We start from the raw sequence: 17,183 nt of genomic DNA, 5'->3' as shown, positions 1-17,183 counted from the left end.
CCCCGATGACCCAACAACCCCACGTCCATGGCCCTGATTGCAACCACGACCATGATCATCACCACGACCATGATCACGGCCATGTCCACGGCCCGAACTGCGGCCACGCCCACCAGGAACCCGTGCGCAATGCCCTGAAGGACGTCGGTCGCAACGACCCTTGCCCGTGCGGCAATGGCAAGAAATTCAAGAAGTGCCACGGGGCTTGATGGACCAGGCAAAAAAATTTTTCGCCTGCTAGGCCGCCTTCGCGAGCAGGCTCGCTCCCACACTGGTTCTGCGGTGCACCACTTTTCCCTGTGGGAGCGAGCCTGCTCGCGAAGAGGCCAGCATATCCATCTCGGTTTATCAGCCCGCCGCCAGAATCCGCTCCACGCTGACCACCGTCGCATACTCCCCATGCAGATTCCCCAGGGACATCGCATGCACCTCGGCAGCCGAACGGGCATAACCGAAGAAGTCGGGCTTGTCGAAGGTGTAACAGGCATCCTCGGCTACCCACGTATCGAACCCCAGGTTGCCCGCCGTGCGCGCGGTGGACTCCACCGAATTGTTCGTGGCCACGCCGACAATCACCAGTTGCCCGATACCCGCACTGCGCAAATCCGCCTCCAGGGTCGTGCCGCAAAACGCATCGGGCATCTGCTTCTGGACCAGCCCTTCCCCAGCCATGGGCCTGAACCGCTCCTGAACCTCCACGCCTGATTGTCCAGGCCAGAAGACTGACGCCTCGGACCGGGACAGATGATGGACATGGATGATTGGCCGCGCCGACTCTCGCCAGCATCCGAGCAATTCCAGCATGCGCAGCTCCGCCCCGGGATTGTTGCGCGGGCCAAGCCTGGGATGGAGGATGCCTTTCTGCTGATCGATAAGGATCAGCGCCGCGTTTTTCTGTAGCTCCATTCCGGATCTCTCGGTCGTCGGTTTTTCCCACACTTGAGCACCACCTTCTCTTACAAGCAAGTCTCTGGTGGCCCGGGCTTTCATCGCAAAACATCAAATAACCCCAAAGCCCGCTTGCGCGCCCTTCTCCTGCTCACTAACGTAGCGCCTTTATTGGTGCCACCCCCTCCCGCAGGAGCTTTGCCATGGCCTCGCCAGCCTCGATTTCTTTCTTTCCCAAGCTCGGCGTTGCCGCAGCAGTGGCCAGCCTGCTCGCTTTGAGCGGTTGCCAGGCCTGGAATACCCAGGACACGGTCGCGCCCACCACCGGCGTACAACCGCTCAAGGGGCTGGCGCAGAATGTCTCGGTCCGGCGTAATGCCTTGGGCATGCCGCTGATCGAGAGCAACAGTTTTCATGACGCCCTGTTTGCCCTCGGCTATGTGCATGCCAGCGACCGGATCACACAGATGGCCACCCTGCGCCTGCTCGCCCAGGGCCGCCTGGCGGAAATGTCCGGCGCCGAACGGCTGGACGTCGACCGCTACATGCGCGCCGTCAACCTGAAGAAAAGCGCAGATGAGCTGTACAAGGCATCTTCGCCACGCCTGAAGCGCTTTTTCGAAGTCTATGCGCGAGGCGTCAACGCCTACCTGTTCCGCTACCGCGACAAGCTGCCGGCGGACTTGGCCGCCACCGGCTACAAACCCGAATACTGGAAACCGGAAGATTCGGCGCTGCTGTTCTGCCTGCTTAACTTCACCCAATCGGCGAACCTGCCGGAAGAAGTCGCCGCCCTGGTGCAGGCCCAGAGCGTAACCAACGATAAACTGGCCTGGCTGAGCCCGTCCTACCCGGACGAGCCATTGCCCTTGACCGAAGCCGAAAAGCTGCAGGGCGTCCGGCTCAATGGGCAGATTCCCGGTTTGAACGAAATCAGCAAGGCCAGCGCCGAGTTGGCCAACCTGAACCTGCTGGGCGCAGCGTCTTCGAGCAACTGGGCCATCGGCCCGCAGCGCAGCCGCAACGGCAAGAGCCTGTTGGCCGGCGACAGCCATGGCCCGCTGGGCGTGCCGTCGCTCTGGAGCCCGGTGCAGATTCGCGCGCCCAAATATCAGGCGGCCGGGCTTTCCGTGGCGGGCATCCCGATGATCCTCGCGGGCTTCAACGGTAACGTCGCGTGGAGCATGACCAGTGTTCTCGGCGACAACCAGGACCTGTACCTGGAAAAGATCCGACGCCAGGGCAACGGGCTGTCCTACGAAGCCAACGGCAAGTGGCAGCAGGCGACCGTGCGCAACGAGACCTACTTCATCAAGGGCCAACGGTCGATCAGAGAAGCGGTGTACGAAACCCGCCACGGTCCGTTGCTCAACAGCGCCCAAGGTCCGGCCATGGCCAACGGTCTGGGCCTGGCCCTGCAATTGCCGAGCTTCACCGACGACAAGACCCTGGACGCGCTCTTCGATCTGTCGCGCGCGCAGAACGTCGAGAAAGCCTCCGACGCGAGCCGGGAGATCCGCGCCCTGGCAGTGAACATGGTGTTCGCCGACGCCCGCAATATCGGCTGGCAGGTCACCGGTCGCTACCCGAACCGCCGCGAGGGCGAAGGCCTGTTGCCGTCGCCGGGCTGGGACAGCCGTTACGATTGGGACGGTTACGCCGATCCGATGCTGCACCCCTACGACCAGGATCCGGCGCAGGGTTGGCTCGGCACCGCCAACCAGCGCGTCATTCCCCATGGCTACGGCATGCAACTGTCCAACTCCTGGGCGGCGCCGGAACGTGGCGAGCGCCTGGCCGAACTGGCCGGCGCAGGCAAGCACGACGCGCGCAGCCTGATCGCCATGCAATACGACCAGACCACGACATTCGCCGCCAAGCTGAAAAAGGTCTTCGAAGCCCCGGGCATGGCCCAGCCACTCAAGCAAGCCATCGAAGCCCTGCCGGTGGCGGACCGCGCCAAGGCACGCGAGGCCTATACCCGCCTGATGGCGTTCGATGGCAGGCTCAGTCCGGTTTCTGCCGACGCAGCGATCTATGAGTTGTTCCTGCAAGAAAGCATGAAGCAGACGTTCCTGGATGAACTGGGCCCCGAGGGCAGTCCGGCGTGGAAAGCGCTGGTCGCCAACGGCCAGCTGTCTTATTCGGCCCAGGCCGATCATTTGCTTGGTCGTGAGGACAGTCCGTTCTGGGACGATGTGCGCACGCCGCAAAAAGAAGACAAGGCCGTTATCCTGGCTCGCAGCCTCGCGGCGGCCGTCAGCGCCGGTGACAGTCTGCTGGGCACTGACCACAGCGCCTGGCAGTGGGGCAAGCTGCACCGCCAGGAATGGAAAAACGCCAGCGGCCAGACCGTACGCGGCCCGCTGGCAGCCGGCGGCGATGGCAGCACGCTCAATACCGCCGCGTTCGCCTGGGGCCAGGATTTCAACACGACCCTGGCGCCGGCCACGCGCTTTATCGTTGATTTCAGCCAGCCTGAGCCATTGACGATCCAGGGCGGCGCCGGCCAGTCGGGCAACCCGGCCAGCCCGAACTATCTGAACGGCCTGGACCCGTGGCTCAAGGGTCAATATCAAAGCCTGCCCTTGCAACCGCAGAATTTTGATCGGGCGTATGGCAAGACTCGTTTGACCTTGGTGCCGGGAAAATAGGCCGATCTGCCTCTAATGCTATTCACTTAAGGCAATCGACGATCCCGTGGCGAGGGAGCTTGCTCCCGCTGGGCCGCGAAGCGGCCCCAAAAACCTGTCATGTGCGGAGCATCAGGCACACCGCACCCGCCGGTTCACGACTGCTTCGCAGCCGAGCGGGAGCAAGCTCCCTCGCCACAAGTGCATCCTTTCTTAAATGAACCGAATTAACCTGTGGGAGCGAGCTTGCTCGCGATGGCGTCAGCCCATCCCACCAGGAAAACCGATCGAACTTCTCCCCCCGTCCCCGCCTCTACCGGACAAGCCCATCGCCCCGGTAACCGCATGGATCTGGTCATTGCCCGCCCCGAAGGCCTGTATTGTCCGCAGGGAGATTTCTACATCGACCCATGGCGTCCGGTGGACCGCTCGGTCATCACCCACGCCCACGGCGACCACGCCCGCGGCGGCAACCAGCACTACCTGGCAGCGGCACCCGGCGAAGGCATCCTGCGCTCCCGGCTGGGCCAGGACATCAACCTGCAAACCCTGCCCTACGGCGAACGGCTGCTGCACCATGGCGTGACCCTAAGCTTTCATCCCGCCGGCCATGTGTTGGGTTCTGCCCAGGTGCGGTTGGAATACCAAGGCGAGGTGTGGGTCGCGTCCGGCGATTACAAAGTCGAGCCCGACGGCACCTGCGCACCGTTCGAGCCGGTGAAGTGTCATACGTTCATCACCGAATCCACCTTCGGCCTGCCGATCTATCGCTGGCAGCCCCAGGCGCAGGTGTTCGATGAGATCAACCAGTGGTGGCGCGGGAACATCGCCGCCGGCCGGGCCAGCGTGTTGTTCTGCTATTCCTTTGGCAAGGCCCAGCGAATCCTGCACGGCATCGACGCGAGCCTGGGGCCGATACTCGGCCATGGCGCGGTTGAGCCGCTGAACCGGGTCTATCGCGAAGCCGGTGTGCACCTGCCGCCGACGATCTATGCCGGCGATGTGAAAAAGACTGATCCGATCATGAGCCAGGCACTGGTCATCGCCCCGCCCTCCGCCGGTGGCAGCACCTGGATGCGGCGTTTCGGTGATTACAGCGACGCCTTCGCCAGCGGCTGGATGCGCTTGCGTGGCACCCGTCGGCGACGGGGCGTGGATCGGGGCTTCGTGCTTTCCGATCACGCGGACTGGCCCGGCCTGCTCTGGGCCATCGAACAGACCGGCGCCGAACGGGTCATGGTCACCCATGGATCGGTGGCCGTGCTGGTGCGTCATCTCTGTGAACAAGGCCTCGACGCCCAGGGCTTCACCACGGAATACGGCGATGACGAAGAGGACATCGCCGTGGCGAGCGACAGCGGCGAGGATGCCTCATGAAAGCTTTTGCCGAGCTGTACGCCGAACTCGACGCCACCACCTCAAGCAACGCCAAGCTCGCGGCCATGCAGGATTACTTCAGCAAGGCGCCAGCCGAGGACGCCGCCTGGGCGGTGTATTTTCTCTCGGGCGGGCGTCCCAGGCAGTTGGTACCGGTGAAAATCCTCCGCGAGCTGGCGGTCCAGGTGTCCGGCCTGTCTCTTTGGCTGTTCGAAGAAAGTTACCAGGCAGTGGGCGACCTGGCCGAAACCATTTCGCTGGTACTGCCCGAATCGCCCCACAGTTCCGATGAAGGCCTGGCGGTGTGGATCGAGGAAAAACTCCTGCCGTTGCGCGGTGAGTCGCCAGAGGTACTGGCGCAGCGGCTTCCGGCGCTGTGGGCAGAACTTGACCGATCCAGCCTGATGCTCTGCATCAAGCTCATCACCGGCAGTTTCCGCGTCGGGGTGTCCAAGTTGTTGGTCACCCGGGCGCTGGCAACGATGGCCGGGCTCGACAGCAAACGGGTGGCCCAACGGCTGGTGGGCTACACCGATCTGTCCCATCGCCCGACCGCGGCCAGTTACCTCAAGCTGATCGCCGGCGAATCCGCCGATGAACATGCCCAGCGCGGCGGCCAGCCTTATCCGTTTTTCCTGGCCCATGCCTTGTCACAACCGATTGAGCAATTCGACACCTTGTTGGGGCCGGCCAGCGACTGGCAGGTGGAGTGGAAATGGGACGGAATCCGCGCCCAGGTGATCAAGCGTGACGGCCATTTGTGGGTCTGGTCCCGTGGCGAGGACCTGGTGACCGAGCGCTTTCCTGAATTGCATTGCCTGGCGCAGGCGTTGCCCGACGGCACGGTGATCGATGGCGAAATCGTGGTCTGGAAAGCCCCGCAGGCGATCACCGAGGATGCCTTTGATCCGGACGCGCCGCTGCAGCCGGCGGTGCAACCTTTCGCCCTGTTGCAACAGCGCATCGGTCGCAAGACCTTGAGCAAGAAAGTGCTGGAAGACGCTCCCGTGGTGGTGATGGCCTACGACCTGTTGGAATGGCAAGGCGAGGACTGGCGCAGCCGGCCCCAGGCCGAGCGTCGCGAGCAACTGGAGGCCCTGATTGCCCGCTGCCACAGTCCGGTGCTGTTGCCGTCGCCCATCGTCACTGGCCAGGATTGGTTCGACCTTGCCCGCCAGCGCGAAGCGTCCCGCAGCCTCGGCGTCGAAGGCATGATGCTCAAGGCGCGCAACGCGCTGTACGGCGTCGGCCGGACCAAGGACATGGGCGTGTGGTGGAAATGGAAGATCGACCCGTTCAGTGTCGACGCGGTGCTGATCTATGCCCAGCGCGGCCATGGCCGGCGCGCCAGCCTCTACAGCGACTACACCTTCGCCGTGTGGGACAACCCGCCCGGCAGCCGCGAACGCACGCTGGTGCCTTTCGCCAAGGCCTATTCAGGGCTGACCGATGCAGAAATGCGCCAGGTCGACAGCATCGTGCGCAAGACCACGGTGGAAAAGTTCGGCCCGGTGAGCAGCGTCACGCCGACCCTGGTTTTCGAGCTGGGCTTCGAAGGCATCGCCTTGTCCAAGCGCCACAAGAGCGGGATCGCGGTACGTTTCCCACGGATGCTGCGCTGGCGCCAGGACAAGACCGTCGAAGAGGCGGACACGCTGGCGACGCTTCAGGATCTTCTCAAGTAACCCCGCTCTCGTGGCGAGGGAGCTTGCTCCCGCTGGGCGCGAAGCGCCCCCTGATTCTGAAGGACGCACCGCAGAGGGAGGCTGCGCCTCCAGCGGGAGCAAGCTCCCTCGCCACGAAGAGCAAAACCGGACAAACGCACGCTCCATCCCGGTGCGCTTTTTGATGTACGCTCACCCCCGCGCACCATTGCGTTCCGTCTCTCGCCGCCAGTGCTTTTAAAACACTTGTTCGGCACTATGGTTCGGAAATTGCTACCTTTATGCCGTCATACCGTTCAGACCTTCACCGGTAACAATCTTACGCGCCACAAGCGCTCAAATTGGTTTTAGGGACTCAATAATGAAAAAAGCACTGCTGACCCTTTCTGCACTGGCGTTGTGCATGGCCGCCGGCGTCGCCACGGCCAAGGAATACAAGGAACTGCGTTTTGGTGTCGACCCGTCCTACGCCCCGTTCGAATCCAAGGCCGCCGATGGCAGCCTGGTGGGTTTCGACATCGACCTGGGCAATGCGATCTGTGAAGAACTGAAGGTCAAATGCAAATGGGTCGAAAGCGATTTCGACGGAATGATTCCGGGCCTCAAGGCCAATAAATTCGACGGCGTGATCTCCTCCATGACCGTTACCCCGGCCCGTGAAAAGGCTATCGACTTCTCCAGCGAGTTGTTCTCCGGCCCAACGGCCTATGTATTCAAGAAGGGCTCGGGCCTGAGCGCAGACGTTGCCTCGCTCAAGGGCAAGACCGTCGGCTACGAGCAAGGCACCATCCAGGAAGCCTACGCCAAGGCCGTGCTGGACAAGGCCGGCGTCAAGACCCAGGCCTACCAGAACCAGGACCAGGTCTATGCCGACCTGACCTCGGGCCGCCTCGATGCCGCGATCCAGGACATGCTTCAGGCCGAACTGGGCTTCCTGAAATCGCCAAAAGGCGAAGGCTATGAAGTCAGCCAGCCGGTGGACAGCGAACTGCTGCCATCCAAGACCGCCATCGGTATCAAGAAAGGTAACAAAGAGCTGAAGGCACTTTTGGATAAAGGTATCAAAGCGTTACACGACGACGGCAAATACGCCGAGATCCAGAAAAAACACTTTGGCGATCTGAATCTGTACAGCGGCAAATAATGCGCGGCGCCCACCCTGAACCGGGTGGGCGCTTTTTTCCTGCCAAAGGCAATGTCCATGTTCGAACAATTCCTACAAAGTCTGGGGCTCTCGGCCTTCAGCCTGCAGGGCTTTGGCCCGCTGCTGATGCAAGGCACCTGGATGACCATCAAGCTGTCGGCCCTGTCCTTGCTGCTTAGCGTCCTGCTCGGGTTGCTCGGCGCCAGCGCCAAATTGTCCAGCGTCAAACTGCTGCGTATTCCGGCCCAGCTCTACACCACGCTGATTCGCGGCGTGCCCGACCTGGTGCTGATGCTGCTGATTTTCTACAGCCTGCAAACCTGGCTGACGTCTTTTACCGATTTCATGGAATGGGAATACATCGAGATCAACCCGTTCGGCGCCGGGGTCATCACCCTGGGCTTCATTTACGGTGCGTACTTCACCGAAACCTTTCGCGGCGCGATCCTTGCGGTGCCTCGCGGTCAGGTCGAAGCGGCCACGGCCTACGGTCTCAAGCGTGGCCAACGTTTCCGTTACGTGGTGTTCCCGCAAATGATGCGCTTTGCCCTGCCGGGCATCGGCAACAACTGGATGGTCATGCTCAAGGCCACCGCCCTGGTGTCGATCATCGGCCTGGCCGACCTGGTCAAGGCCGCCCAGGATGCGGGCAAAAGCACCTACCAGCTGTTTTATTTCCTGGTGCTGGCGGCGCTCATCTATCTGCTGATCACCAGTGCATCCAACTTTATCCTGCGCTGGCTTGAACGCCGCTACGCCGCCGGAGCCCGGGAGGCCATGCGATGATCGAACTCCTGCAAGAATACTGGCGACCGTTTCTCTACAGCGACGGCGTCCACATCACCGGCCTGGCAATGACCCTGTGGCTGCTCAGCGCAGCGCTGTTGATCGGCTTTGTGGTGTCGATTCCGCTGTCCATTGCCCGGGTTTCGCCCAAGGTCTACGTGCGCTGGCCGGTGCAGTTCTACACCTATCTGTTTCGCGGTACGCCGCTCTATATCCAATTGCTGATCTGCTACACCGGCATCTACAGCATCGAGGCGGTGCGTGCCCAACCCGTGCTCGACAGTTTCTTTCGCGACGCGATGAACTGCACGATCCTGGCGTTCGCGTTGAACACCTGCGCCTACACCACGGAGATCTTTGCCGGGGCGATTCGCAGCATGAACCACGGCGAAGTCGAAGCGGCCAAGGCTTACGGGTTGACCGGCTGGAAGCTCTACACGTACGTGATCATGCCGTCAGCGCTGCGTCGTTCGCTGCCGTACTACAGCAACGAAGTGATATTGATGCTGCATTCGACGACCGTGGCGTTCACCGCTACCGTTCCAGACGTGCTGAAGGTCGCCCGGGACGCCAACTCGGCCACCTTCCTGACGTTCCAGTCGTTCGGGATCGCCGCGTTGATCTACCTGACCGTCACGTTTGCACTGGTGGGCCTCTTCCGTCTCGCCGAACGCCGCTGGCTGGCCTTTCTCGGGCCGACCCACTAAGGCTTCCGTTCCCAGGACATACATGTAAATGCGCCACCAGATTCATGACCTGCTGGCCCCGCTGCCGGGGACCGCACGCAAGATCCACAGCTTTCACTTCGGCCCGGAAAAAGCCGTCGGCAAAATCTATATCCAGTCGTCCCTGCATGCCGATGAATTGCCCGGCATGCTGGTCGCCTGGCACCTCAAGCAGCGCCTGGCCGAACTCGAGGCTTCGGGCCACCTGCGGCACGAAATCGTGCTGGTGCCGGTCGCCAACCCGATCGGCCTCGAACAGGTACTGATGGACGTGCCCCTGGGCCGTTACGAACTGGAGAGCGGGCAAAATTTCAACCGCCGGTTCGTCGACCTGAGCGAAGAGATCGGCAACGAAATCGAAGGCCTGCTGACCGACGACCCGCAGCACAACCTGATGCTGATCCGCACCAGCCTGCGCGACGCCCTGAGTCGGCAGACCGCCAGCACCCAACTGCAATCCCAGCGGCTGGTCCTGCAACGCCTGGCCTGTGATGCCGACATGGTGCTTGACCTGCATTGCGATTTCGAAGCCGTCGCCCATCTCTACACCACGCCCGAGGCCTGGCCGCGGGTCGAGCCGCTGGCGCGCTACATCGGCGCCGAGGCCAGCCTGTTGGCGACCGACTCCGGCGGCCAATCGTTCGACGAATGCTTCACGCTGCTCTGGTGGCAGCTCAAGGAGCGTTTCGGTGAGCGCTTCGAAATTCCCCTAGGCAGCTTTTCGGTAACTGTCGAATTGCGCGGCCAGGGTGACGTCAACCATGGCCTGGCGAGTCTCGACTGCCAGGCCCTGATCGAATACCTGATCCACTTCGGCGCCATTGACGGTGAGCCGGTGCCGGTGCCCGACCTGCCCTACCCGGCCACGCCGCTGGCCGGCGTCGAACCGGTGGCGACACCGGTCGGCGGCCTGCTGGTGTACAGCGCCCTACCCGGTGAGTACCTGGAGGCGGGACAGCTGATCGCCGAAATCATCGACCCGGTCAACGACACCGTCACCCCCGTTCATTGCCGTAATGCCGGGCTGCTGTACGCCCGCTCGCTGCGTCGCATGGCCACCGCCGGCATGGTCATCGCCCATGTCGCCGGGACCGAAGCCTACCGCAGCGGCTACCTACTTTCGCCTTGAGGATGCCTGTTCCATGTACAAACTGACCATCGAAGGCCTGCACAAAAGCTATGGCCACCATGAGGTGCTCAAAGGGGTTTCGCTCAAGGCCAGGACCGGCGACGTGATCAGCCTGATCGGCGCGAGCGGCTCGGGCAAAAGCACCTTCCTGCGCTGCATCAATTTCCTCGAACAACCCAACGACGGCGCCATGAGCCTGGACGGCCAATCGATCCAGATGATCAAGGATCACCACGGCATGCGCGTGGCCGACGCCGACGAGCTGCAACGCATCCGCACGCGCCTGGCCATGGTGTTCCAGCACTTCAACCTGTGGAGCCACATGACCGTGCTGGAAAACATCACCATGGCGCCGCGCCGGGTGCTGGGCGTCAGCAAGCAGGAAGCCGAGGATCGCGCCCGCCGTTATCTCGACAAGGTCGGCCTGCCGGCACGTGTTGCCGAGCAATACCCGGCGTTCCTGTCCGGTGGCCAGCAACAACGCGTGGCGATTGCCCGCGCCTTGGCCATGGAGCCTGAGGTCATGCTGTTTGACGAACCGACCTCGGCCTTGGACCCGGAACTGGTAGGTGAAGTATTAAAAGTGATCCAAGGCCTGGCCGAAGAAGGCCGGACCATGATCATGGTGACCCACGAAATGAGCTTCGCCCGCAAGGTGTCCAATCAGGTGCTGTTTCTGCACCAGGGCCTGGTGGAAGAAGAAGGCGCGCCGGAAGACGTGCTGGGCAGCCCGAAGAGCGAACGGCTCAAGCAGTTCCTCAGTGGCAATCTGAAATAAACCTGATATGGGCGGCAAGCAGCTCTTGTGGCGAGGGGATTTATCCCCGCTGGGCTGAAGCAGCCCCCCAGCCTGCCACCTCGGTATCTCAGGCAGGCTCTTTTCAAGCTTTTTGGGGCTGCTTCGCAGCCCAACGGGGATAAATCCCCTCGCCACAGAAATAAACCTTTCATCTCTCGTCGTGGTCTTTGAAGAAGGACTTTCAGGGCGCACACCGCACGCATGGCGACATCCAGCAACTTCGCGAAACAGTGGTTCGATGCCCGCGGCTGGAAGCCGTTCGCCTTTCAAAAGCAGGTATGGGCTGCGGTCAAGCGTGGCGAGTCGGGGCTGTTGCATGCCAATACCGGCGCCGGCAAGACCTACGCCGTCTGGTTTGCCGCACTCAACCGTTTCGCCCGCAGCGTGCCGCCACCAGACAAGCCTCGTAAACGCAAACCGCCGAGCGAACCGCTGACCGTCTTGTGGATAACGCCAATGCGCGCGCTGGCCGCCGACACCGGCAAGGCTCTCGAAGCGCCCCTCGATCCGCTGCAGATTCCCTGGAGCGTAGGCCTGCGCACCGGCGATACCAGCGCCAGCGAACGCGCCCGTCAAGGCCGGCGCCTGCCCACGGCGCTGATCACCACACCCGAAAGCCTGACGCTGATGCTCGCCCGCGCTGATGCGCAAACGGCCGTGTCGACCCTGCGCATGGTCGTGGTAGATGAGTGGCACGAATTGCTCGGCAACAAGCGCGGCGTGCAATTGCAACTGGCCCTGGCTCGCTTGCGCTACTGGCACCCCGACCTGATCGTCTGGGGCGTATCCGCGACCCTGGGCAACCAGGCCCACGCCGAGCAGGTATTGATCCCACAAGGCAGCGGAATTAGTGTGCAGGGCGCCGATGCCAAGGCGTTGCAGGTCGATACGCTGTTGCCGCCAACCCTCGAACGGTTTCCATGGGCGGGGCATATCGGCCTGAAAATGTTGCCCCAGGTGGTCACCGAAATCGACACCAGCAGCAGTTGCCTGGTCTTTACCAATACACGCGCGCAAGCGGAAATCTGGTACCAGGCCATTCTTGAGGCGCGCCCGGATTGGGCCGGACTGATCGCGTTGCACCATAGTTCTCTGTCCCGCGACACCCGCGACTGGGTGGAACGGGCGTTGAAGGACGGTCAACTCAAGGCAGTCGTGTGTACGTCCAGCCTCGACCTGGGAGTGGATTTCCTGCCCGTGGAACGCGTGCTACAGATTGGCTCGGCGAAAGGCGTCGCCCGCTTGATGCAACGCGCCGGACGCTCCGGCCATGCGCCGGGGCGGACCTCGCGAATAACCCTGGTGCCAACCCACAGCCTGGAACTGATCGAGGCCGCCGCCGCCCAGGACGCCGTGGCGCAGCGGCGAATCGAGCCGCGAGAATCGCCCCACAAGCCTTTGGATGTATTGGTCCAGCATCTGGTCAGCATGGCCCTGGGTGGCGGTTTTGTTCCAGATGAGCTGTTTGATGAGGTACGCGGCGCCTGGGCCTACCGCGACCTGAACCCGGCCGAGTGGGCCTGGGCGCTGGCTTTCGTGCGCCACGGCGGCCTGTCGCTGACCGCCTACCCTGATTATCGGCGGGTCGAACCGGATGAACAGGGGATCTGGCGCGTGCCTGACGCCCGTCTGGCACGGCGCCACCGCATGAGCATCGGCACCATCGTCAGTGACGCCAGCCTGCAATTGAAATTCTGGAGCAAGGGCGGCGGCGGCAAGACCCTGGGCAGCGTGGAAGAAGGCTTCATCGCACGCTTGCGCCCCGGCGACGGATTCCTGTTCGCCGGGCGGTTGCTGGAGTTGGTCCGGGTCGAGGACATGACCGCTTACGTACGCCGCAGCCAGGCGAAAAAAGCCGCCGTGCCGCGCTGGAATGGCGGACGCATGCCGCTTTCCAGCGAGCTCGCTGCCGCGGTCGTCGCGCGCTTGAGCGAAGCCGCCAAGGGCCGTTTCGACGGACCGGAAATGCAAGCCGTAGAGCCGCTGCTGTCAACGCAGCTACGTTGGTCCGGCCTGCCGACGCAGGGAACGCTGCTGGCCGAAGCGCTCAAATCCCGGGAGGGTTGGCACCTGTTCCTGTATCCGTTCGCCGGGCGCCAGGTACATCTGGGTCTGGCCAGCCTGTTGGCCTGGCGCGTCAGCCAGCGCCAACCGGTGACGTTCTCGATTGCGGTCAATGACTACGGCCTGGAATTGCTCAGCGCCACCGAACTGGATTGGTCAACGCACCTGAACCCGGCGCTGTTGCGCACCGATGGCCTGCTGGCCGACGTTCTCGCCAGCCTGAACGCCGGAGAACTGGCCCTGCGCCGCTTCCGCGAAATCGCCCGGATCGCCGGGCTGGTGTTCGCCGGCTACCCCGGCGCACCGAAGAGCACCCGCCAAGTGCAGGCTTCCAGCGGGTTGTTCTATCAAGTGTTCAAGCAATATGACGCCGATAACCTGCTGCTGGCCCAGGCCGGCGAGGAAGTTTTGCGCGAAGAATTGGATATACGCCGACTGGAGCAGACCTTGGAACGGCTCGATACCTTGAAGCTCGACCTGCATCTCATCAAGCGCCCTACTCCGCTGGGCTTCCCCTTGCTGGTGGAGCGATTTCGCGAAAGCATGAGCTCGGAAAAGCTCGCCGATCGTATCCGGCGCATGGTCAGCGAACTGGAAAAAACCGCTGATCGAGGAAGCGCCTGATGCCCGCGCCGTATCCCGTCAACCTCGCGGGCGAAGAGCTCTGGCTGTTGCCGCAAAAAGCCCTGTACTGGCCGGCCCAGGAAACCCTGATGGTGGCCGATGTGCATTTCGGCAAGGCCGCGGCCTACCGTAGCCTCGGCCAACCGGTACCCCACGGCACCACGGCGAACAACATCGCCATGCTTGACGAGTTGCTGGCGAGCCTGCCGTGCCGACTGCTGATATTCCTCGGGGACTTCCTGCATGGGCCCGGTTCTCATGCCCCAGGCACTTTGAAGGCCCTTGCCGACTGGCGTGAACGGCATCGCAAACTAGCCATCACGCTGATCCGCGGCAATCACGACAAGCGCGCCGGCGATCCGCCAGCGGCACTCGATATCCGCGTCGTCCCCGAGCCGTTGCTGTTGGGCCCTTTCGCCGTGCAACACGAGCCTACCCCGCATCCAAGTCGACACGTGCTCGCCGGTCACGTACACCCGGTCTACCACCTGAGCGGCAAGGGGCGTCAACGCCTGCGCCTGCCATGTTTCCGCCTCGGTAGCGAGATCAGCCTGCTACCGGCCTTCGGTGCCTTCACGGGAGGCTATCGGGTCGATCAGGACAACGACTGCAAGATCTTCGTGGTGGGCGACAACGAAATATGGCCCGTCAGTTGAAGCGATCAGGCTTCAACAACTGAGGGGCCATTGGCTGATCAGGCTACGGGCGCGGGAGGCGGTTCGTCCGGAAGAGTCGGTTCGCCGGGTTCGGTAGGCTGTTCGTTAGGGGTATCGGGATCGGGCTGGCCAGGGATGCCGCCCGCCGCTTCAGCAGGGTGGGCCAGTAATGACCAAGCCAGGACGCCGATCTGATTGGGCTCAAGCCTTGCCAGTTCGGCACTGATTCGCGGATCGATCTTCATAGAGCAACTCCTGAGCGAAGGCCCGTTGCGCAGACGCAAAAACGGGCAGTACACCCAATAGAGTGCCTGCCCGCTCAGGAATTCCAACAGCTCGTCAGAATCAGGTACGCGGCAGGGTCACACCGCGCTGGCCCTGGTATTTACCGCCACGGTCCTTGTAGGAAACTTCACATTCCTCATCGGACTCAAGGAACAACATCTGCGCCACGCCCTCGTTGGCGTAGATCTTCGCCGGCAGGGTCGTAGTGTTGGAGAACTCCAGGGTCACGTGGCCTTCCCATTCAGGTTCCAGAGGTGTCACGTTGACGATGATGCCGCAGCGGGCGTAGGTGCTTTTACCCAGGCAGATGGTCAGCACGTTGCGCGGGATGCGGAAGTACTCGACGGTGCGGGCCAGGGCGAAAGAGTTCGGCGGAATGATGCAAACGTCGCTCTTGATGTCGACGAAGCTCTTCTCATCGAAATTCTTCGGGTCGACGGTGGCCGAATTGATGTTGGTGAACACCTTGAATTCATCGGCGCAGCGCACGTCGTAGCCGTAGCTGGAAACGCCGAAGGAAATCAGCCGGTCGGCGCCTTCGCCACGCATCTGGCGCTCTACGAAGGGCTCGATCATGCCGTGCTCTTGCGCCATGCGGCGAATCCACTTGTCCGATTTGATGCTCATGGCGGGTTTCCTGAAATAGCGAGGTGGAAAAAACTGTCCGGCATCTTACCGGGCCGCGGGGCGGGTTCAAAGTGCGAGACGCAACTCTCGCCGATCCGCCTTGATTTCCGGGCTCTGACGGCTATCGCCATTGCCGTCAGTCATTAAAACCGAGAAACCTTCGCAAAGACCATTGGCACGTTTCGGAAAAAGGGGTAAGGTGGCGTCACTGTGTTGCTTGTGTCACTGAGAATCTCTACACGATATGTTGAATTTCGATCCAACCATCTACAAGAATTTTTCCTGCTCTTTGCACTCAGTCTCGGCCAGGGTTCTTCCTGAGTCGCAGTTATCTTTGTTCAAGGAGTTACACCATGTCTAATCGCCAAACCGGTACCGTTAAGTGGTTCAACGATGAAAAAGGCTTCGGCTTCATCACCCCACAGTCCGGTGACGATCTGTTCGTTCACTTCAAAGCTATCCAATCCGACGGCTTCAAAAGCCTGAAAGAAGGCCAACAGGTTTCTTTCATCGCTACCCGCGGTCAGAAAGGCATGCAAGCTGAAGAAGTTCAAGTTATCTAACTTGTCCTTGCTTTAGTAAGAAGCCCCGCCCTCAAAAGCGGGGCTTTTTTGTGCCTGGGTGTTTTTGGAAACCGAAACCAGTGTGGGAGCGAGCCTGCTCGCGAAAGCGACGGATCAGTTGCATCTGTGGCAACTGGTGTACCGCTTTCGCGAGCAGGCTCGCTCCCACAGGGTCTGGTGGTGGATACCCCGGTTACCAGGTCACGCCAAACCCGGCGGTGTAGCGCGTCTTGCTCAGGTCGCTGTCTTCGGTCCCTTCGATGACATCCTTCTCGGCCTTGAGGTTGAGCGATGCCCAGTCAGTGACCTTGTAGCGCAACCCGATTTCGGCGTCATAGGCGTATTCAGCCACGCCGGACAGCGGCTTGCCCACTTCGCCGTTGGTAAACAGCTCGACGCGCTTGCCGATCAGGTAACGGTTGTAGTCCCACTTCATCGCCACGGAATAGAAGTTGTCCTTGCCGCCGTCGCGATATTCATAATCGGTGCGGTTGAGCAGCGAACCCAGGGAGAAAGCGCCCAGTTCGTCGTCCCAGAACTGATAACCCGGACCAGTACCAACCACGCGCTGGCGTGCCAGGTCTTCGACCTTGTCACGCTTGTAGTTCAGGCGACCTTGCCAGAACCATTTTTCCGTGAGGAAGCGGTCGAGGGAATACTCCAGCCGCCAGTTGTCAGCCGACACCACATCATCCTGAAATTCGCGGTTGTATTCGCCTTCGGCGGTGTGCCGCCATCTGCCGTGGCGCGCCGAGGTCTTGAAGTCGATGTCGTAATCGTCGGTATCGGCTTCCGCGCGCTGGTAATCCAGTGCAGCGTCGATGTTGCCCTTCCACACGAGGTCCTCGACCACCGGCTTGGGCTTGAGGATCTGCTGGATGCTTGCCAGCTCGACGGTCTTGGGCGCATCACCATTGGCCAGGGTCACCTTGCCATCCTCGGCCGCCTGCAACGCCTTGGCTTTTTCGCCGGTATAGGCATCCTGCTTGACCAGCAGTTGCTGGTCGCTTTCAAGCGTCTTGACCTGCTTCCAATCAATCGGGATCGCGCCCGCGTAATCGGTCTGGATCAATAATTTGCCGCCGTCGAAAACGGTTATCTTGCCACTGAGCTTGTCGCCGTTCTTCAACCAGACGGTATCGGCAAGCAAAGGCATGGAGGCACTGGTAACAGCTAGGCACAACAGGGTTCTGGACAACATAAGCGATAATAGGCTCAA

The 17,183-nt window shown here is 61.8% G+C and carries 16 protein-coding genes; 12 read left to right on the top strand and 4 right to left on the bottom strand.

Annotated features, from left to right (window positions below; genetic code table 11):
* Positions 1-5 precede the first annotated feature (5 nt).
* Positions 6-209 (top strand): SEC-C metal-binding domain-containing protein, encoded by a 204-nt coding sequence (locus tag J3P84_RS06670; protein ID WP_003198420.1) that lies wholly within the window; start codon positions 6-8, stop codon positions 207-209.
* 139 nt (positions 210-348) lie between these two features.
* On the opposite strand, the gene J3P84_RS06665 is transcribed toward J3P84_RS06670, so the two are convergent.
* Complete coding sequence (locus J3P84_RS06665; protein WP_434628831.1) at positions 349-906, bottom strand: cysteine hydrolase family protein; 558 nt, start codon at positions 904-906, stop codon at positions 349-351.
* A 185-nt stretch (positions 907-1,091) separates the two neighbouring features.
* On the opposite strand from J3P84_RS06665, the gene J3P84_RS06660 reads away from it, so the two are divergent.
* The 10 genes from J3P84_RS06660 to pdeM all read left to right on the top strand — a co-directional run bounded on the left by J3P84_RS06660 (position 1,092) and on the right by pdeM (position 14,489).
* Entirely contained in the window at positions 1,092-3,542 is a 2,451-nt protein-coding gene (locus tag J3P84_RS06660) for a penicillin acylase family protein (protein ID WP_434628829.1), read from the top strand.
* 324 nt (positions 3,543-3,866) lie between these two features.
* Complete coding sequence (locus J3P84_RS06655) at positions 3,867-4,898, top strand: ligase-associated DNA damage response exonuclease (RefSeq protein ID WP_434628828.1); 1,032 nt, start codon at positions 3,867-3,869, stop codon at positions 4,896-4,898.
* Positions 4,895-6,583 carry an ATP-dependent DNA ligase gene (locus J3P84_RS06650; protein ID WP_434628826.1) on the top strand — a complete coding sequence of 563 codons (1,689 nt, stop codon included), beginning with the start codon at positions 4,895-4,897 and terminating at the stop codon, positions 6,581-6,583. The genes J3P84_RS06655 and J3P84_RS06650 overlap by 4 nt, the downstream gene beginning before the upstream one ends.
* 340 nt (positions 6,584-6,923) lie before the next feature.
* Entirely contained in the window at positions 6,924-7,706 is a 783-nt protein-coding gene (locus J3P84_RS06645; protein WP_305499201.1) for a transporter substrate-binding domain-containing protein, read from the top strand.
* A gap of 57 nt (positions 7,707-7,763) precedes the next feature.
* Positions 7,764-8,492, top strand: coding sequence for an ABC transporter permease (locus tag J3P84_RS06640; RefSeq protein ID WP_434628823.1), 729 nt, complete (start codon positions 7,764-7,766; stop codon positions 8,490-8,492).
* Positions 8,489-9,199 (top strand): ABC transporter permease, encoded by a 711-nt coding sequence (locus J3P84_RS06635; protein ID WP_434628821.1) that lies wholly within the window; start codon positions 8,489-8,491, stop codon positions 9,197-9,199. Before J3P84_RS06640 ends, J3P84_RS06635 begins: the two co-directional genes overlap by 4 nt.
* Positions 9,200-9,227: 28 nt before the next feature.
* Positions 9,228-10,346, top strand: coding sequence for a succinylglutamate desuccinylase/aspartoacylase family protein (locus J3P84_RS06630; protein WP_434628819.1), 1,119 nt, complete (start codon positions 9,228-9,230; stop codon positions 10,344-10,346).
* Positions 10,347-10,359: 13 nt separating this feature from the next.
* A complete protein-coding gene (locus J3P84_RS06625; protein WP_434572213.1) occupies positions 10,360-11,124 on the top strand; it encodes an ABC transporter ATP-binding protein in 765 nt (254 codons plus the stop codon).
* Positions 11,125-11,346: 222 nt separating this feature from the next.
* A complete protein-coding gene (locus tag J3P84_RS06620; RefSeq protein WP_434628817.1) occupies positions 11,347-13,833 on the top strand; it encodes a ligase-associated DNA damage response DEXH box helicase in 2,487 nt (828 codons plus the stop codon).
* Positions 13,833-14,489, top strand: coding sequence for a ligase-associated DNA damage response endonuclease PdeM (gene pdeM, locus J3P84_RS06615; protein ID WP_434628815.1), 657 nt, complete (start codon positions 13,833-13,835; stop codon positions 14,487-14,489). The genes J3P84_RS06620 and pdeM overlap by 1 nt, the downstream gene beginning before the upstream one ends.
* Before the next feature lie 38 nt (positions 14,490-14,527).
* On the opposite strand, the gene J3P84_RS06610 is transcribed toward pdeM, so the two are convergent.
* The gene (locus J3P84_RS06610; protein ID WP_305499193.1) at positions 14,528-14,734 is read right to left on the bottom strand and encodes a hypothetical protein; all 207 of its coding nucleotides are present in this window, start codon (positions 14,732-14,734) and stop codon (positions 14,528-14,530) included.
* Positions 14,735-14,834: 100 nt separating this feature from the next.
* Positions 14,835-15,401 (bottom strand): dCTP deaminase, encoded by a 567-nt coding sequence (gene dcd, locus J3P84_RS06605; RefSeq protein ID WP_017126297.1) that lies wholly within the window; start codon positions 15,399-15,401, stop codon positions 14,835-14,837.
* Between the two features lie 353 nt (positions 15,402-15,754).
* On the opposite strand from dcd, the gene J3P84_RS06600 reads away from it, so the two are divergent.
* Entirely contained in the window at positions 15,755-15,964 is a 210-nt protein-coding gene (locus J3P84_RS06600) for a cold-shock protein (RefSeq protein WP_002554837.1), read from the top strand.
* Positions 15,965-16,157: 193 nt separating this feature from the next.
* Here the strand turns inward: J3P84_RS06600 and J3P84_RS06595 are convergent, their stop codons facing one another.
* Entirely contained in the window at positions 16,158-17,165 is a 1,008-nt protein-coding gene (locus J3P84_RS06595) for a DUF481 domain-containing protein (protein WP_305499191.1), read from the bottom strand.
* Positions 17,166-17,183: the final 18 nt, after the last annotated feature.

Source organism: Pseudomonas sp. Z1-29, from assembly GCF_051131995.1.
Classification (GTDB): Bacteria; Pseudomonadota; Gammaproteobacteria; order Pseudomonadales; family Pseudomonadaceae; genus Aquipseudomonas.
Note: the sequence above shows the minus strand (reverse complement) of the source record. Positions and strands in the feature narration are given on the sequence as shown.

What these genes read in the sequence shown, in the direction of transcription:
- J3P84_RS06595 (WP_305499191.1), bottom strand. Translation starts at nt 17,165, where the DNA reads ATGTTGTCCAGAACCCTGTTGTGCCTAGCTGTTACCAGTGCCTCCATG.
- J3P84_RS06620 (WP_434628817.1), top strand. Translation starts at nt 11,347, where the DNA reads ATGGCGACATCCAGCAACTTCGCGAAACAGTGGTTCGATGCCCGCGGC.
- J3P84_RS06645 (WP_305499201.1), top strand. Translation starts at nt 6,924, where the DNA reads ATGAAAAAAGCACTGCTGACCCTTTCTGCACTGGCGTTGTGCATGGCC.
- J3P84_RS06655 (WP_434628828.1), top strand. Translation starts at nt 3,867, where the DNA reads ATGGATCTGGTCATTGCCCGCCCCGAAGGCCTGTATTGTCCGCAGGGA.
- J3P84_RS06665 (WP_434628831.1), bottom strand. Translation starts at nt 906, where the DNA reads ATGGAGCTACAGAAAAACGCGGCGCTGATCCTTATCGATCAGCAGAAA.
- pdeM (WP_434628815.1), top strand. Translation starts at nt 13,833, where the DNA reads ATGCCCGCGCCGTATCCCGTCAACCTCGCGGGCGAAGAGCTCTGGCTG.
- J3P84_RS06670 (WP_003198420.1), top strand. Translation starts at nt 6, where the DNA reads ATGACCCAACAACCCCACGTCCATGGCCCTGATTGCAACCACGACCAT.
- J3P84_RS06635 (WP_434628821.1), top strand. Translation starts at nt 8,489, where the DNA reads ATGATCGAACTCCTGCAAGAATACTGGCGACCGTTTCTCTACAGCGAC.
- J3P84_RS06610 (WP_305499193.1), bottom strand. Translation starts at nt 14,734, where the DNA reads ATGAAGATCGATCCGCGAATCAGTGCCGAACTGGCAAGGCTTGAGCCC.
- dcd (WP_017126297.1), bottom strand. Translation starts at nt 15,401, where the DNA reads ATGAGCATCAAATCGGACAAGTGGATTCGCCGCATGGCGCAAGAGCAC.
- J3P84_RS06625 (WP_434572213.1), top strand. Translation starts at nt 10,360, where the DNA reads ATGTACAAACTGACCATCGAAGGCCTGCACAAAAGCTATGGCCACCAT.
- J3P84_RS06650 (WP_434628826.1), top strand. Translation starts at nt 4,895, where the DNA reads ATGAAAGCTTTTGCCGAGCTGTACGCCGAACTCGACGCCACCACCTCA.
- J3P84_RS06600 (WP_002554837.1), top strand. Translation starts at nt 15,755, where the DNA reads ATGTCTAATCGCCAAACCGGTACCGTTAAGTGGTTCAACGATGAAAAA.
- J3P84_RS06630 (WP_434628819.1), top strand. Translation starts at nt 9,228, where the DNA reads ATGCGCCACCAGATTCATGACCTGCTGGCCCCGCTGCCGGGGACCGCA.
- J3P84_RS06640 (WP_434628823.1), top strand. Translation starts at nt 7,764, where the DNA reads ATGTTCGAACAATTCCTACAAAGTCTGGGGCTCTCGGCCTTCAGCCTG.
- J3P84_RS06660 (WP_434628829.1), top strand. Translation starts at nt 1,092, where the DNA reads ATGGCCTCGCCAGCCTCGATTTCTTTCTTTCCCAAGCTCGGCGTTGCC.